Origin of the sequence: Pseudarthrobacter sp. ATCC 49987, from assembly GCF_009928425.1 — a bacterium.
Lineage (GTDB): Bacteria > Actinomycetota > Actinomycetes > Actinomycetales > Micrococcaceae > Arthrobacter.
The window spans coordinates 3,757,813-3,773,348 of record NZ_JAABNS010000001.1 but is presented as its reverse complement, the minus strand read 5'-3'; the positions used below and the strand labels follow the sequence as shown (position 1 = coordinate 3,773,348).

Annotated in this window: 14 protein-coding genes; 8 read left to right on the top strand and 6 right to left on the bottom strand. The window is 63.6% G+C overall.

The window, feature by feature from the left end; translation table 11 throughout:
* Positions 1–34: 34 nt before the first annotated feature.
* Genes rsmG through rpmH form a run of 6 tightly spaced genes read right to left on the bottom strand, consistent with a single transcriptional unit; the run spans position 35 to position 3,279 of the window.
* A complete protein-coding gene (gene rsmG, locus GXK59_RS17495; protein WP_024366980.1) occupies positions 35–685 on the bottom strand; it encodes a 16S rRNA (guanine(527)-N(7))-methyltransferase RsmG in 651 nt (216 codons plus the stop codon).
* 17 nt (positions 686–702) lie between these two features.
* Positions 703–1,305, bottom strand: a complete 603-nt coding sequence (locus GXK59_RS17490; RefSeq protein WP_160668645.1) for a Jag family protein — start codon at positions 1,303–1,305, stop codon at positions 703–705.
* Positions 1,305–2,285 carry a membrane protein insertase YidC gene (gene yidC, locus GXK59_RS17485; protein WP_160668644.1) on the bottom strand — a complete coding sequence of 327 codons (981 nt, stop codon included), beginning with the start codon at positions 2,283–2,285 and terminating at the stop codon, positions 1,305–1,307. The genes GXK59_RS17490 and yidC overlap by 1 nt, the downstream gene beginning before the upstream one ends.
* A 16-nt stretch (positions 2,286–2,301) precedes the next feature.
* Positions 2,302–2,697, bottom strand: coding sequence for a membrane protein insertion efficiency factor YidD (yidD, locus tag GXK59_RS17480; protein WP_202129155.1), 396 nt, complete (start codon positions 2,695–2,697; stop codon positions 2,302–2,304).
* Positions 2,690–3,100 (bottom strand): ribonuclease P protein component, encoded by a 411-nt coding sequence (gene rnpA, locus GXK59_RS17475; protein WP_160668643.1) that lies wholly within the window; start codon positions 3,098–3,100, stop codon positions 2,690–2,692. The genes yidD and rnpA overlap by 8 nt, the downstream gene beginning before the upstream one ends.
* 41 nt (positions 3,101–3,141) lie before the next feature.
* Positions 3,142–3,279 (bottom strand): 50S ribosomal protein L34, encoded by a 138-nt coding sequence (rpmH, locus tag GXK59_RS17470; protein ID WP_003800212.1) that lies wholly within the window; start codon positions 3,277–3,279, stop codon positions 3,142–3,144.
* A gap of 463 nt (positions 3,280–3,742) precedes the next feature.
* Between rpmH and dnaA the strand changes: the two genes are divergently transcribed.
* The 8 genes from dnaA (at position 3,743) to GXK59_RS17430 (ending at position 15,528) form a co-directional block, all read left to right on the top strand.
* Positions 3,743–5,164, top strand: a complete 1,422-nt coding sequence (dnaA, locus tag GXK59_RS17465; RefSeq protein WP_160668642.1) for a chromosomal replication initiator protein DnaA — start codon at positions 3,743–3,745, stop codon at positions 5,162–5,164.
* Positions 5,165–5,686: 522 nt separating this feature from the next.
* Positions 5,687–6,811: a DNA polymerase III subunit beta gene (gene dnaN / locus GXK59_RS17460; RefSeq protein WP_160668641.1), complete on the top strand. Its 1,125-nt coding sequence runs from the start codon at positions 5,687–5,689 to the stop codon at positions 6,809–6,811.
* Positions 6,812–6,915: 104 nt separating this feature from the next.
* The gene (gnd, locus tag GXK59_RS17455) at positions 6,916–7,800 is read left to right on the top strand and encodes a phosphogluconate dehydrogenase (NAD(+)-dependent, decarboxylating) (protein WP_160668640.1); all 885 of its coding nucleotides are present in this window, start codon (positions 6,916–6,918) and stop codon (positions 7,798–7,800) included.
* Between the two features lie 26 nt (positions 7,801–7,826).
* Complete coding sequence (gene recF, locus GXK59_RS17450) at positions 7,827–9,050, top strand: DNA replication/repair protein RecF (RefSeq protein WP_160668639.1); 1,224 nt, start codon at positions 7,827–7,829, stop codon at positions 9,048–9,050.
* Positions 9,047–9,610, top strand: coding sequence for a DUF721 domain-containing protein (locus tag GXK59_RS17445; RefSeq protein WP_160668638.1), 564 nt, complete (start codon positions 9,047–9,049; stop codon positions 9,608–9,610). Before recF ends, GXK59_RS17445 begins: the two co-directional genes overlap by 4 nt.
* A 412-nt stretch (positions 9,611–10,022) precedes the next feature.
* Positions 10,023–12,107: a DNA topoisomerase (ATP-hydrolyzing) subunit B gene (gyrB, locus tag GXK59_RS17440; protein WP_160668637.1), complete on the top strand. Its 2,085-nt coding sequence runs from the start codon at positions 10,023–10,025 to the stop codon at positions 12,105–12,107.
* A gap of 59 nt (positions 12,108–12,166) precedes the next feature.
* Positions 12,167–14,881, top strand: a complete 2,715-nt coding sequence (gene gyrA, locus GXK59_RS17435) for a DNA gyrase subunit A (protein ID WP_160668636.1) — start codon at positions 12,167–12,169, stop codon at positions 14,879–14,881.
* Positions 14,878–15,528 (top strand): DUF3566 domain-containing protein, encoded by a 651-nt coding sequence (locus GXK59_RS17430; RefSeq protein ID WP_160668635.1) that lies wholly within the window; start codon positions 14,878–14,880, stop codon positions 15,526–15,528. The genes gyrA and GXK59_RS17430 overlap by 4 nt, the downstream gene beginning before the upstream one ends.
* The last annotated feature ends 8 nt before the right edge of the window (positions 15,529–15,536 follow it).

Below are 15,536 nucleotides of genomic sequence, written 5' to 3'. Positions count from 1 at the left end.
CTTACCCAAGGAGACCGAGGGCACCGGGCTGATGCTAGGCGATCTTTTGAGGCTTATTCACAACGATTCGGACAACGGTTGTAGGTTCTTCGAGGAGGTCCTCACCCACCAGTACAACGGAGGTCTGGGTGCCGCCGAGCTTCCGGATCACCTTGGCGGCTTTTTCAATTTCCTCGCCGGCGCTGCGTCCCTTAATGGCGACCACTTCGCCCTTGCCAGCCAGCAGCGGAATGGTGAGTCCGGCCAGGTTGGACAGTGCTGACACGGCGCGGGCGGTGACGACATCGGCGTTCACCATCCCCACCGCGAGTTCCGCGCGGGTGCGCATAATCGTCACGTTGTCCAGGCCGAGGTCGTCCACGACTTCCTGGAGCCAGATGACCCGGCGCTCAAGGGGTTCGATCAGGGTCAGTTCCAGATCCGGTCGGGCTATGGCCAGGCACAGGCCCGGCAGTCCGGCGCCGCTGCCGACGTCGGCCACATGGCTTCCCTCGGCAATCTGGCTCTCAATCACGGCGCAGTTAAGCACGTGCCGGCTCCACAGCCGGGGTACCTCACGGGGGCCGATGAGGCCCCGCTCCGTCCCGGACGTGGCGAGGTGCTCCACGTAGCGCTTTGCGAGGTCCAGGCGGTCACCAAAGATCGCCTGTGCTGCCCGCAGTTCAGCCTCGGTAATGTCAACCATCAAGCTATCCGGCACGTTCAGTCGGCGGAGACGACGATATGGCGGTCGGCGCCTTCGCCCTCGGACTCGCTGATGAGGCCCAGGTCAGCGACGGCGTCGTGCACAATCTTGCGCTCATAGGCGCTCATCGGGGCCAATGCCACGGTTTCACCGGACTTCTTCACGGAAGCGACAGCGTCTTCTGCAATCTTCTGCAGCTCGCCGGCGCGCTCCGAACGGTAGCCGTTGATGTCCAGCACCAGCCGGGACCGGTTTTCGGTCGCCGACAGCACGGCGAGCCGGGTCAGTTCCTGAAGGGCTTCGAGGACTTCGCCGTCCCTGCCAACCAGGTTCTCCAGGCCGGCCGATTCTTCCTCAGCGACGATCGAGATGTAGGTACGTCCGTTGCGGACTTCAATGTCGATGTCGCCGTCAATGTCGGCGATGTCCAGCAATTCCTCAAGGTAGTCCGCCGCGACGTCGCCTTCTTCTTCCAGACGGCTCGCGGAGATTCCCTTGCCCTCGGAATCTTCGGCACCTTCATCGGTGGTCTGATCGGTGTCCTGGACCGCGTTCAAGGCGTCGTCCTGCTCGTCGATGGCTTCAGCGGAAATAGCGTGTTCGGTGCTCTCGGCGGACATTACTTCCTCTTCCTGTTCTTACGTTGTGGCTGGACGCGCTGGCTCTTGGCCACCAGGGCCTCCGCGGCCGCGGCTTCAGCGGCCGCTGCTTCGGCCTTCTTGGCGCCCGTCAGGGGCAGGGCCGGCAGCCCCTTGGCGGCACGGCGCTCCGCCAGGGCCTTGGCGGCGGGGGATCCCGGCGTCGGCATGCGGCGGATCACGAAGAACTGCTGCGCCATGGTCCAGAGGTTGGTGGTGGTCCAGTAGATCAGCACGCCGATGGGGAAGTTGATGCCACCCACACCGAAGACGATCGGCAGGACATAGAGCATCATCTTCTGCTGCTTCATGAACGGGCTGGCCATGGCCTCTTCGGACATGTTCTTGGCCATGATCTGCTTCTGCGTGATGAACTGCGAGGCCGTCATGGCCAGGATCATCACAATCGACAGGATCCACACGGCCACGACGTTGCCGCCCTCGGGCGTGCCGTGCAGCAGGGTGGCGGAGAGCGGGGCCCCGAAGATGCTGGACTCATCGAACTGGACCACTTGCTCGTGGCTCATCGCGCCGATGCTCTTCCCGCTGGTCGCCGCCGTCGTAATCCCGGAGAGGACCTGGAACAGAGCGAAGAAGAAGGGCATCTGGATCAGCATGGGCAGGCACGCGGAGAAGGGGTTGGTGCCATGCTTCTTGTACATGGCCATCTGTTCCTGGGCCATGGCCTGGCGGGACAGCTGGTCGGTCTTGCCCTTGTACTTGTCCTGCAGCTTCTTCAGATCCGGCTGCAGCAGCTGCATGCCGCGCTGGGCCTTGATCTGCTTGACGAACACGGGAATCAGAGCCGCACGGATCACCAGCACCAGGCCGATGATGGACAGGGTCCACGTCCAGCCATTGGCGGCGGGCATGCCGATGGCGCTCAGGCCATCGTGGAAGACCACCATAATGGCGGACACAAGCCACTTGAACGGAAACATGATTGTTTCAAAGAAATCCATACGATATCCCTATTCGTCAGGCCGCAGAGCGGCCTTCTCCATCAGTCTGAGCAGCCAGGTACTTGTCCGGATTGTTCAGCACAACAATTGTGGGGGTGCGGTCTGCGGGCCACTCGTTTTTACCGGCGGGGACATGGTCCACACCACCGGCATTCCAGGGATGGCAGCGCAACAGACGCTTGGCCGCCAGCCAGCTTCCCTTCACCGCGCCGTGGACCGTAACCGCCTCAAGGGCGTAGGCCGAGCAGCTGGGAAAGAAGCGGCAAACCTGGCCGTACAGCGGTGAGATCGCCTTGCGGTACGCCAGAAGCAGCAGGATAAGGATATTGCGGGGCAAATTCCAGACTGCCCGGCCCAGCCATACGGCTGCGGATTTTGCAGGAGGGACGACGGCGGCAGTTAAGTTACGCACGCGGGGTCCCTTCCTGTGTTGTCTCGTAAGAAACTGAAGAAGCAGCCTTAGGAAGGCGGCTGCCCAGCCGTTTCATGTTGCTTTCAAGGGCGGCGTCATAGTCCGATCGCAGCTGGTCCCAGCTGGCCCCCGACGCAGCGGGCAGGGCCCGGACCACGATCGCGAACCCGCTGCCGTATTTCTGCAACGACAAGGCACCGACTTCTCTCAGTCTCCTCTTAACGAGGTTCCTGACAACAGCGTTCCCGACACTCTTGGAAACGATGAATCCGATCCGGCTTGGTTCATTGGCAGCCAGGGCTACCGTATATAACACTACGTTCCGGCGTCCATTGCGGACACCGGAACGTACAGTTGTTGAAAAATCGGTTGATGTCCTCAGACGGTTGCGGGTGGCCAGCACCTTTAAACTCGCACAGGGATGTAGACCGACGAGTCAGTTATTTAGGCCGACAGCTCGGTGCGACCCTTGCCACGACGGGCTGCCAGGATGGCACGGCCGGCACGGGTACGCATACGAAGGCGGAAGCCGTGCTTCTTGGCTCGACGGCGGTTATTCGGCTGAAAAGTCCGCTTGCTCACGTTAGTTACTCCAGTGGGATCAAAGGTGCGCCCACCCGATCAAGGGGAAGAACTGGTCGACGCTAAGTTTTGTATGTGCCGCTTCCCTCGACTCGCAAGACGCAGGGCGTCGGGAGAGAAACAAAAGAGGCGAAAAGCGTACACATGGGACTTCACAACGTTAGGGCTTGCTGCCCTCCGGAGTCAAACCGGGGGTCGCGCCGCAGACTTTCCCCAGCTGTGGCTAACCGCCGCCCCAGCCTGTGGATGAAGTGTGTCACGCACCCCGTTTTCGAACTACACCAGTGTGATTATCCACAGGACAGAACCCAGCTATCTTCTGGACTTTTCATCGCCTAGAGTGTCCCAGTAGCCGATTATCCACGGACTGTGCATAACCCTGTGGATTAAGCCGGGGCCAGCGCACTGGTTCGGGACTTGTGGCTGCAGGTAATGCAGGCAAGCAAGTTTGAGGAACTGATTGATGACAGTAGACGAAGCCAACCAAGCCAACACTGTCGGAAGTTCCTGGCGGCGGGTAGTGAGCCTGCTGGAGAATGACCACCGTGTGACACCCCGGCAGCGTGGCTTCGTCATCCTCGCCCAGGCCCAGGGCCTCATCGGTTCCACCCTTCTGGTCGCCGTGCCCAACGAGCTCACCCGCGAGGTGCTCCAGACGCAGGTGAAGGAAGCCCTCGACGACGCCCTCCGGAACGTTTTCTCCGACGAAATCCGTTGCGCGATCGACGTCGACACCGATCTGGTACCGCTCCACCCGGAGCCGGAACCCGCCGTCGAGCTGTCCCTGGTGGCCGACCCCTCGGTGGAACTGAAGCCGCAGCCGATGCTGCCAAGCACCTCCCACGAATTCGGCCGGCTCAATCCAAAGTATGTGTTCGACACCTTTGTGATCGGTTCTTCCAACCGCTTCGCCCACGCCGCGGCCGTCGCCGTCGCCGAAGCCCCGGCCAAGGCCTACAACCCCCTCTTCATCTACGGTGATTCCGGACTGGGCAAAACCCACCTGCTCCACGCGATCGGCCACTACGCCCGCCGGCTCTACAGCGGGATCCGGGTCCGCTACGTCAACTCCGAGGAATTCACCAACGACTTCATCAACTCCATCCGCGACGATGAAGGCACCAGCTTCAAGACGACCTACCGCAACGTGGACGTCCTGCTGATCGATGACATCCAGTTCCTGGCCGGCAAGGACCGGACGCTGGAGGAGTTCTTCCACACGTTCAACGCCCTGCACAACAACAACAAGCAGGTGGTCATCACCTCCGACCAGCCGCCCAAGCTGCTCGCTGGTTTCGAGGACCGGATGAAGTCGCGGTTCGAATGGGGCCTGCTGACCGACATCCAGCCGCCGGAACTCGAAACCCGGATCGCGATCCTCCGGAAGAAGGCCCTCAGCGAGGGCCTCTCCGCCCCGGACGATGCCCTGGAGTACATCGCTTCGAAGATCTCGAGCAACATCCGCGAACTCGAGGGGGCACTGATCCGCGTCACGGCCTTCGCCAGCCTGAACCGCCAGCCGGTCGACGTTGCCCTGGCCGAGATGGTGCTCAAGGACCTCATCACCGATGACGGGGCCCAGGAGATCACCTCCGCGCAGATCCTGACCCAGACTGCCGACTACTTCAAGCTCAGCATGGAGGAGCTTTGCAGCAAGTCGCGGACCAGGACATTGGTGACAGCCCGGCAGATCGCCATGTACCTGTGCCGTGAGCTCACGGACATGTCCCTTCCCAAGATCGGCCAGGAGCTCGGCGGCCGCGACCACACCACGGTCATCCACGCGGACCGCAAGATCCGCGAACTGATGGCCGAGCGCCGGGTGATCTACAACCAGGTGACCGAGCTGACCAACCGGATCAAGCAGCAGCAGCGCAATTCCTAGGCAGTCCGCACCGCGCACTCTTACCTTATTAACAGGCTCCTGTGGACAAGCCTGTGGATAGTTAAGGGGACAACCGCGGTTAATGGGCTTAAAACCCTTAAGGCGTCTGTGGATCAGCGGATCGGAAAAAAATGTTATCCCCATCCACACCCTGTTTAAAACCTGCTCCACCCACAGTCCATGAACAGGGCTTAACCCCGGAATCGCACCGCCAAACAGGGTTATCCACAGTATCCACAGCAGTTATTAACACTACTAATCCCTAGAAAATGAAATTCCCTCAAATAACAACTTCGCTCCGGACGCCGCACACCGCCAAGGACCCTCCCGGCCCTGGCCGGAAACCGGCACCGGGACCGGGCGGAGCGAACCACACGGATGTAACCCGGGGATGGGAGAATCACACTTCTTGCGGCTAAGCTGTCTGCAGTGTGTCCGTCCTGGACATCTTTTGTGATTCCCAGCCGGGCCGGTGGCCCGGCCACCAGCGATGACAGCAGCAATGAAAGGCGGCACCCTTCCGTGAAGTTCAGAGTCGAACGGGACGTCCTGGCAGAAGCCGTGACCTGGACCGCCCGGTCGTTGTCTCCGCGGCCGCCGGTACCCGTACTTTCAGGCCTGCTTCTCAAGGCTGAAGCCGGTACGGTCAGCCTGTCGAGCTTCGATTACGAAACGTCAGCGAGGCTTGAAATCGCAGCTGACATCACGACCGAAGGCACCATCCTGGTCTCAGGACGCCTGCTTGCCGACATCTGCCGCAGCCTTCCGTCCGCACCGGTCGACATCGAAACCGACGGCAACAAAGTCACCCTCACCTGCCGCCGAAGCAGCTTCCACCTGGCCACCATGCCGGAAGCCGAATACCCGCCCCTGCCAGCACTGCCCCCGATCAGCGGCACGGTCCCGGGCGACTCCTTTGCCCAGGCTGTCTCCCAGGTGATCATCGCGGCAAGCAAGGACGACACCCTGCCGATCCTCACCGGCGTCCGAATGGAGATCGAGGACGACCTCATCACGCTGCTGGCCACCGACCGCTACCGCCTGGCGATGCGCGAACTCCCGTGGAAGCCCGTCACCCCGGGCATCTCAACCAGCGCCCTGGTCAAGGCCAAGACCCTCAACGAAGTAGCCAAGACCCTTGGCGGCAGCGGCGACATCAACCTCGCCCTTGCCGATGACGACAGCCGGCTCATCGGATTTGAGAGCGGCGGACGCACGACGACGTCACTCCTGGTTGATGGCGACTACCCCAAGATCCGCTCACTGTTCCCCGAGTCCACGCCCATCCACGCGACTGTGCAGACATCGGAACTTGTCGAGGCCGTGCGCCGCGTCTCGCTCGTGGCAGAACGCAACACCCCGGTCCGGCTCGCTTTCACCCAGGGCCAGCTGCACCTCGACGCCGGCACCGGCGAAGATGCGCAGGCCTCCGAAGAGCTCGAAGCCCAGCTCACCGGCGAAGACATCACCGTCGCGTTCAACCCTCACTACCTGATCGAAGGCCTGAGCGTCATCGAAACCAAGTTTGTCCGGTTCTCCTTCACGAGCGCGCCCAAGCCGGCCATGATCACGGCTCAGCACGACGCCGACGGCGAGGACCAGGGCGACTACCGCTACCTGGTCATGCCGGTCCGGCTGCCCAACTAACTCACAGTTACGGCCGGTTTGAGGGATCAAAACGGCCTCAGCTGCCAGCCAGTTGGGTGGACGCCACCACCCGAAACACCCCAGCGCAGAAAAGAGCTTATCCCGTGCACATCGGACTGATCGGCCTTGGAAAAATGGGTTTCAACATGCGCGAACGGCTGCGCAAGGCTGGAGTCGACGTCACCGGTTTTGACCGCAACCCGGACCTCACCGACGTCGCGAGCGTCGACGAACTAATCTCCGCCGTCCCGGCGCCGCGCCTGATCTGGGTGATGGTCCCCTCCGGCGAGATCACCGACGCGGTCATCACCGAACTCGGCAACAAGCTCGACACCGGCGACCTCGTGGTGGATGGTGGCAACTCCCGCTTCACCGAGGACCAGAAACACGGGGCAGCCCTGGCGGAAAAGGGCATCCGTTTCGCCGACTGCGGTGTCTCCGGCGGGGTCTGGGGCCTGCAGAACGGCTACGGCCTCATGGCCGGCGGTGACGCCGCGGACATCGAACGGGCGATGCCCGTCTTCGACGCACTCCGTCCCGACGGCGACCGCGCCGACAGCTTCGTCCACGTCGGCGGGATCGGCGCCGGCCACTACGCCAAGATGGTCCACAACGGCATCGAATACGGGCTGATGCAGGCCTACGCGGAAGGCTACGAACTCCTGGCCGCCAAGGACATCGTCACCGATCTCCCCGGCACGTTTCGGGCCTGGCAGAAGGGAACCGTCGTCCGGTCCTGGCTGCTGGACCTCATGGTCAAAGCCCTTGACGAGGATCCCGGCCTGGAGTCGATCGACGACTACGTCGAGGATTCGGGCGAAGGACGCTGGACCGTGGAGGAAGCAATCGCCAACGCCGTGCCGGCCCCGGCCATCACGGCAGCGCTTTTCGCCCGCTTCTCCTCCCGGGAGGACAACTCGCCCGCGATGAAGATGGTTTCCGCGCTGCGCCACCAGTTCGGCGGGCACGCTACCCGTCCGGCCAAGTAGTCCCGCCCTGAAATCCTGAACCCGGCGTGTACCTAGAACAACTTTCGCTCACAGATTTCCGCAGTTATTCCCAGGTGGAGCTGAGCCTGGAGCCCGGCGTCACGGTGCTGGTCGGCTCGAACGGCATCGGCAAGACCAATCTTATGGAAGCGATCGGCTACCTGGCCACGCTCAGTTCGCACCGCGTCAGTTCCGATGCCCCGCTGCTGCGTTTCGGCACGGACCGGGCCATGATCCGTGCCAGGCTGGTCCGCGGAGAGCAGTCCACCGTGCTCGAACTCGAAATCAACAGCTCCCGCGCCAACCGCGCCCGGATCAACCGCAGCAACCCGGTCCGGGCCAGGGACATCCTGGGCATCTGCCAAACCGTACTGTTTGCCCCCGAGGACCTGGCCCTGGTCAAGGGTGATCCGTCCAGCCGGCGCCGCTTCCTCGATGAACTCCTCGTCAGCCTCATCCCGCGGCATGCAGCCACCCGCAGCGACTACGACCGGGTGTTGAAGCAGCGCAACGCGCTCCTGAAGTCCGCCCGCGCCGGCAAATTCAGCACGGGACACGAGGCCACGCTGGATGTCTGGGACCAGCACATGGCCCGGGCGGGAGCCGAGCTGCTGCACGCGCGGCTGGAACTAGTGGAACGGCTCCGGCCCCACCTCAGAAGCGCCTACGCGCAGCTCACGGACGGTTCCAAGGAAGCCGGCGCCATCTACCGCTCCACACTGCAGGGTGCGGTGGAGGACGACGGCGCTGCGCCGGCCGCCGCTTCCGGTCCCGCGGCTGCCCGCGGCGGGGAAGCCACCGGGTCCGCCGAGGACCTGCGCCTGCTCTCCGTTGACCAACTCACCGAACGGTACGTCCAGGCGTTCGCTTCGTCACGGCGCAAGGAACTGGAGCGCGGGATCTCCCTCGTTGGCCCGCACCGAGACGAACTCGAATTGGTCCTGGGATCAGCCCCTGCCAAAGGGTATGCCTCGCATGGCGAGACCTGGTCCATGTGCCTGTCCCTGCGTCTGGCCTCGTACTACGTCATGCTCGATGACGCCCGTACCGGGGGATCCGCCCCGATCCTGATCCTGGACGATGTCTTTGCCGAGCTTGACGTCCAGCGGCGGCGTAAACTGGCCGCAATAGTATCCGGCGCCGAGCAGGTGCTCGTGACCGCCGCCGTCGAGGACGATATCCCGACGGAACTGGCCGGGCGGCGGGTGAAGGTAATCCCGGGAGGAATCGATGAGCGGGAAGATCGATGAATAAGGATACCGACGGCGGCCTGCAGCCGGGTCGCGACCCGGATGACATCGACGCCGCCCAGTCGGCGCTGAACAGGATGCGCGACGCGGCCGCGTCACGCGGCGAAATCCGGCGCAAGGCGCCGCCGCGGCCCGGAACCACCCCGCCGAAGTCCGGCCGCAGTACCGGCAGCACCCGCGGTTTCGGACAATTCCATGGCACCGGCCGGGACCCGATGGGGCTCGGCAAGGTGGTGGGGCGCCTTGTCGCGGAGCGCGGCTGGAGCTCTCCTGTGGCCGTCGGCTCGGTGATGGCCGAGTGGGCCACACTCGTCGGACCGGAGATTTCCGCCCACTGCACCCCGGAGAGCTTCACCGATACCACCCTCCACGTCCGCTGTGATTCGACCGCCTGGGCTACGCAACTGCGCCTGCTGAGCCTCAGCCTGCTGGAGAAATTCCGCACCGAACTCGGCGAAGGGGTTGTCACCAAGATCCAGGTCCTTGGACCTGCGGCGCCCAGCTGGCGCAAGGGCGGCCGGACCGTCAACGGGCGCGGGCCGCGGGACACCTACGGATAACGTCCGGGACTTCCACCGCACGCGGTCTGAAGCACTCCTTGCAAAACTCTTGAAAATTCCGCAAACGGCGTGTAGGGCGCTCAGAGGCACCGGAGCCGTATAGGAACCCGCATCCGGTACCCCTGGAGCCTTGCAGGTGGAGTCTGCGGCCTCCCAGCGGCACTTTCCTTCCCGTTTGGCCCCCTGGAATGCGGGTTTCGCCCCTATAACACGGTAGAATCGTGATAGATAACTGGGCGCCGGTGAAACGTTGACTGAGTCCGTTTCCGACGCAATATCCGCGTGCGGTAGACGGATCCTCGAGCCAGCAGAACAACCGGTGTCATCAGTGACGTGCCCGTTGGCAGTAGCTGTTTCCTCCGGGAAGGGGCAACGGCCGGCCTTTAACGAAAAAGAGGAGTCGAAAGCGCCTGTGGCTAACGACAATGCAGAGATCCCGGCAGTGGAACCAGTAGTGGCTGATACGGCGGACACCCCGCCCGAAACCGCGACTCCCCACAGCTACGGCGCCAGCGACATCACGGTGCTCGAAGGCCTGGAGGCTGTCCGGAAACGTCCCGGCATGTACATCGGCTCCACCGGACCGCGCGGTTTGCACCACCTGGTCTATGAAGTCGTGGACAACTCGGTTGATGAGGCCCTGGCCGGGTACTGCACCCACATCGAAATCGTGCTGCAGGCCGACGGCGGGGTCAAGGTGGTCGACAACGGTCGCGGCATCCCGGTCGACATGCACCCGACGGAGCACAAGCCCACCGTGGAGGTCGTTATGACCATCCTGCACGCGGGCGGCAAATTCGGCGGCGGCGGCTACGCCGTGTCCGGCGGCCTGCACGGCGTCGGCATCTCTGTCGTCAACGCGCTCTCGAGCCGCGTCAATACCGAGGTCCGCCGGCAGGGCAATGTCTGGCGGATGTCCTTTGCCGACGGCGGCAAGCCGCAGGGCGGCCTGGTCCAGGGCGAAGAGACAACCGAGACCGGCACCACCCAGACGTTCTACCCGGATGCCAGCATCTTCGAATCCACAGATTTTGATTTCGAAACGCTCCGCGCCCGCTTCCAGCAAATGGCGTTCCTGAACAAGGGGCTGCGGATCACGCTGACCGATGAGCGGCGTGCCGCAGCGGAACCGTCCGAGGACGGGGATCTGGACCTCGACGTCGTTCCGACCGAGGGTGAAGTCCCGGCTGAATTCCACACCGTGGTCTACCAGTACGACGACGGGCTGCTGGACTACGTCAAACACCTGAACTCCGGCAAAAAGGTCGATGTGGTCCACGAGGACGTCATCGCCTTCGAAACCGAGGACAAGGAACGCCACATCGCCCTGGAAATGGCGATGCAGTGGACCAACGCGTACTCCGAGAGCGTCCACACCTACGCCAACACCATCAACACCCATGAGGGCGGCACCCACGAAGAGGGCTTCCGCGCCGCAATGACCTCGCTGATCAACCGCTATGCGCGGGAGAAGAGCATCATCAAGGAAAAGGACGACAACCTCACCGGCGACGACATCCGCGAAGGCCTGACCGCCGTTATTTCGGTCAAACTGGCCGAACCGCAGTTCGAGGGCCAGACCAAGACCAAGCTCGGCAACTCCGAGGTCAAGGGCTTTGTCCAGCGCGTCGTCACGGACGGGCTCGGCGACTGGCTCGAACGTAACCCCGGCCCCGCCCGCGACGTCATCCGCAAGGCCATCTCTGCCGCCCAGGCACGGATGGCTGCCCGGAAGGCCCGCGACAACGCCCGCCGGAAGAGCCCGCTGGAATCCTTCGGCATGCCTGGAAAACTCTCGGATTGCTCGTCGAAGAACCCGGAAAAGTGCGAGGTCTACATCGTGGAGGGCGACTCTGCCGGCGGTTCCGCCAAGCGCGGTCGCAACCCGGAAACCCAGGCCATCCTGCCGCTGCGCGGCAAGATCCTGAACGTGGAGCGGGCCCGGCTGGACAAGGCGCTGGGCAACGCCGAGGTCCAGTCCATGATCACCGCGTTCGGCACGGGTATCGGCGAGGACTTCGACCTGAGCAAACTGCGTTACCACAAGATCGTCCTCATGGCCGATGCCGACGTTGACGGCCAGCACATCACCACCCTGCTGATGACCCTGCTGTTCCGCTACATGCGCCCGTTGATCGAAAACGGCTACGTCTACCTCGCGCAGCCCCCGCTGTACCGGATCAAATGGTCCAATGCACCGCACGACTACGTGTACAGCGACCGGGAACGCGATGCGCGGCTGCTGTCCGGCCAGGCCGCCGGCCGCCGTATCCCCAAGGACAACGGCATCCAGCGTTACAAGGGCCTGGGTGAAATGGACTACACCGAGTTGTGGGACACCACCATGGATCCCGACCACCGGACGCTGCTTCAAGTCACCATGGACGATGCCCTGGCCGCGGACCAGACCTTCTCCACCCTGATGGGCGAAGACGTTGAATCCCGCCGCAACTTCATTCAGCAGAACGCCAAGGACGTTCGGTTCCTGGATATCTAGCGGCTCGAAGCCCTGAATATTCCCGGAACGATATATACCTGAAACGGAAAATATAGACTATGAGTGACGAAACACCAGAAGTCCCGGCCGACGCCGAACCCGTCATTGAAGGCACCGTCCTTGACACCGATGTGCTGACGGACCGTGTCGAGCAGGTTGACCTGCAGACGGAAATGCAGCGGTCCTACCTCGACTACGCAATGGCCGTGATCGTGGGCCGCGCCCTCCCTGACGTCCGCGACGGCCTCAAGCCCGTCCACCGCCGCGTGCTGTACGCCATGTTCGACGGCGGCTACCGCCCGGAGCGCTCGTTCAACAAGTGCGCCCGCGTGGTCGGCGAAGTCATGGGTCAATACCACCCGCACGGTGACACCGCCATCTACGATGCGCTGGTCCGGCTGATCCAGGACTGGACCATGCGCTACCCGCTGGCGCTGGGACAGGGCAACTTCGGCTCGCCCGGCAACGACGGCGCAGCAGCACCGCGGTACACCGAAACGAAAATGGCCCCGCTGGCCATGGAAATGGTCCGCGACATCGACGAGGAAACTGTCGACTTCCAGGACAACTACGACGGCAAGAACCAGGAACCCACCATCCTGCCGGCGCGTTTCCCGAACCTCCTCGTCAACGGCTCCTCGGGCATCGCCGTCGGCATGGCCACCAACATCCCGCCGCACAACCTCCGCGAGGTCGCCGACGGCGTCCAGTGGTACCTGGCCAACCCGACCGTGAGCCGCGAGGAACTCCTCGAAGAGCTGATCGTCCGCATCAAGGGACCCGACTTCCCGACCGGGGCCACCATCCTGGGCCACAAGGGGATCGAGGACGCCTACCGCACGGGCCGCGGCTCGATCACCATGCGCGCCGTGGTCAACGTGGAGGAGCTCCAGGGCCGCACGTGCCTTGTGGTGACCGAACTGCCCTACCAGGCCAACCCGGACAACCTCGCGATCAAAATTGCCGAGCTCGTCAAGGACGGCAAGATCTCCGGCATCGCCGACCTGCGCGATGAAACCTCCGGACGCACCGGCCAGCGCCTCGTGATCGTGCTCAAGCGCGACGCCGTCGCCAAGGTGGTGCTGAACAACCTCTACAAGCACACCCAGCTGCAGGACAACTTTGCGGCCAACATGCTGGCGATCGTCGACGGCGTGCCCCGCACGCTGAGCCTGGATGCGTTCATCCGGCACTGGGTGACACACCAGATGGATGTCATCGCCCGCCGGACACGCTACCGGCTCCGCAAGGCCGAGGAGGAAGCGCACATCCTGCGTGCCCTCCTCAAGGCGCTCGACGCTCTCGACGAAGTCATCGCACTGATCCGGGCATCGAACACCACCGAGGCGGCCCGAGACGGCCTCATGCAGCTCCTCGACATCGATGAGCTCCAGGCCCGCGCCATCCTGGACATGCAGCTGCGCCGGCTCGCGGCACTGGAACGCCAGAAGATCCAGGACCGCCACTCGGAACTCGAAGCCATGATCACCGAGTACAACTCGATCCTGGCCTCTGAGGAACGCCAGCGCGGGATCATCAGCACCGAACTGGCCGAAATCGTGGCCAAACACGGCGATGACCGCCGCACCAAGGTCCTGTTGGGCTTTGACGGCGACATGTCGATGGAGGACCTGATCCCCGAAGAGGAAATGGTCGTCACGATCACCCGCGGCGGCTACGTCAAGCGCACCCGCAGCGACAACTACCGTTCGCAGCAGCGTGGCGGCAAGGGCATCAAGGGCGCGCAGCTGCGCGGTGACGACGTCGTCGAGCACTTCTTCGTGACCACCACCCACCACTGGCTGCTGTTCTTCACGAACCTTGGCCGGGTGTACCGGGCCAAGGCGTACGAGCTCGTCGAAGCCGGGCGCGACGCCAAGGGGCAGCACGTGGCCAACCTGCTCGCGTTCCAGTCTGACGAGCACATCGCCCAGGTGCTGGACCTGCGGGACTACCAGCAGTCGCCGTACCTGGTCCTGGCGACCAAGCGCGGGCTCGTGAAGAAGACCCGCCTCGAGGACTACGACACCAACCGCTCCGCAGGCGTCATCGCGATCAACCTTCGCGACGGCGACGAGCTGGTTTCCGCCCAGCTGGTCTCCGAGACCGATGACCTGATGCTGGTCTCCCGCATGGGCCAGTCGATCCGCTTCACCGCCACCGATGAGGCCCTGCGCCCGATGGGACGGGCCACCTCCGGCGTCACGGGCATGAAGTTCCGCGAGGACGACGAACTGCTGGCGGCCGACGTCGTCACGGACGGGTCCTTTGTCTTCATCGTCACCGAGGGCGGCTACGCCAAGCGCACTGCCGTGGAGGAATACCGCCTCCAGGGCCGTGGCGGCCTCGGCATCAAGGTGGGCAAGTACCAGGAGGAGCGCGGCCACCTCGTGGGCGCCCTGATCGTCCAGGAGGAAGACGAGGTCCTGGTGGTCATGGAAGGCGGCAAGGTGGTCCGTTCCTCCGTGGCAGGAGTCCCGGCCAAGGGACGCGACACCATGGGCGTCATCTTCGCCAAACCGGACAAGAACGACCGCATCATTGAGGTGGCCCGCAACAGCGAACGGGGCCTCGAAGCCGACGAGGTGGAAGAAGGCGATGATGCAGTCGAGGCCGCTGAAAGTCAGGCATCGGCGACGGATGACGTAACGTTGGCTGAAGATACCGGATCCCTCGAGGGGTCCGCAGCGGAAGAATCAGCACCGGCCCCGGAGTCAGATGAGTCATCAGGCGATGCCGAGCTGGACGAAGACAACACCGGAGGTAACGCATGAGTAATTCGGACTCATATCCCAAGCCGAACAGCGGCGTTCCCGGCGGAGTGCGGCAGCCTGCCTCCGCGCCGCGGGTAAGTGCGCCGTCCCGCCCCGAACAGCGCCCCGGAGCAGCCGGCGGAGCCAGTGGCTCGGCCCAGCGGCCGGCAGTGCCCGGCCAGCGTCCTGCGCAGGGACGCCCCGCGGCCCCCGGCCAGCGCCCGGTCACCCCCGGACAACGTCCGGACCAGATCCGTCCGGGACAGAACACTGCCGGGCTGATCAAGCCGGCACCCAAGGCCAAGGTCCGCCGGGCCCGCCTGCTGGTCAGCAAGGTTGATCCCTGGTCCGTGCTGAAGATGGCCTTCCTGCTCTCCGTGGCACTGGGCATCGTGACCGTTGTGGCCGCGATTGTGCTCTGGACGGTCCTGGACCTGACCGGGATCTTCGACCAGGTTGACGGCCTCCTCGGCACCCTGGCTGGGTCCGAAGGCGGCGGCTTCGAATTGAAGAAGGTCGCCTCGCTGGGACAGGTTGCGTCCTTCGCCACGATCATTGCCGTCATCAACGTTGTGCTGCTGACGGCACTGTCCATGCTCTCGGCAGTGTTGTACAACATCTCCGCCACCCTCGTGGGCGGCATTGGAGTCACCCTCACGGACGACTAAATCCCATA

What these genes read in the sequence shown, in the direction of transcription:
- rsmG (WP_024366980.1), bottom strand. Translation starts at nt 685, where the DNA reads ATGGTTGACATTACCGAGGCTGAACTGCGGGCAGCACAGGCGATCTTT.
- GXK59_RS17490 (WP_160668645.1), bottom strand. Translation starts at nt 1,305, where the DNA reads ATGTCCGCCGAGAGCACCGAACACGCTATTTCCGCTGAAGCCATCGAC.
- yidC (WP_160668644.1), bottom strand. Translation starts at nt 2,285, where the DNA reads ATGGATTTCTTTGAAACAATCATGTTTCCGTTCAAGTGGCTTGTGTCC.
- dnaA (WP_160668642.1), top strand. Translation starts at nt 3,743, where the DNA reads ATGACAGTAGACGAAGCCAACCAAGCCAACACTGTCGGAAGTTCCTGG.
- GXK59_RS17445 (WP_160668638.1), top strand. Translation starts at nt 9,047, where the DNA reads ATGAATAAGGATACCGACGGCGGCCTGCAGCCGGGTCGCGACCCGGAT.
- gyrA (WP_160668636.1), top strand. Translation starts at nt 12,167, where the DNA reads ATGAGTGACGAAACACCAGAAGTCCCGGCCGACGCCGAACCCGTCATT.
- GXK59_RS17430 (WP_160668635.1), top strand. Translation starts at nt 14,878, where the DNA reads ATGAGTAATTCGGACTCATATCCCAAGCCGAACAGCGGCGTTCCCGGC.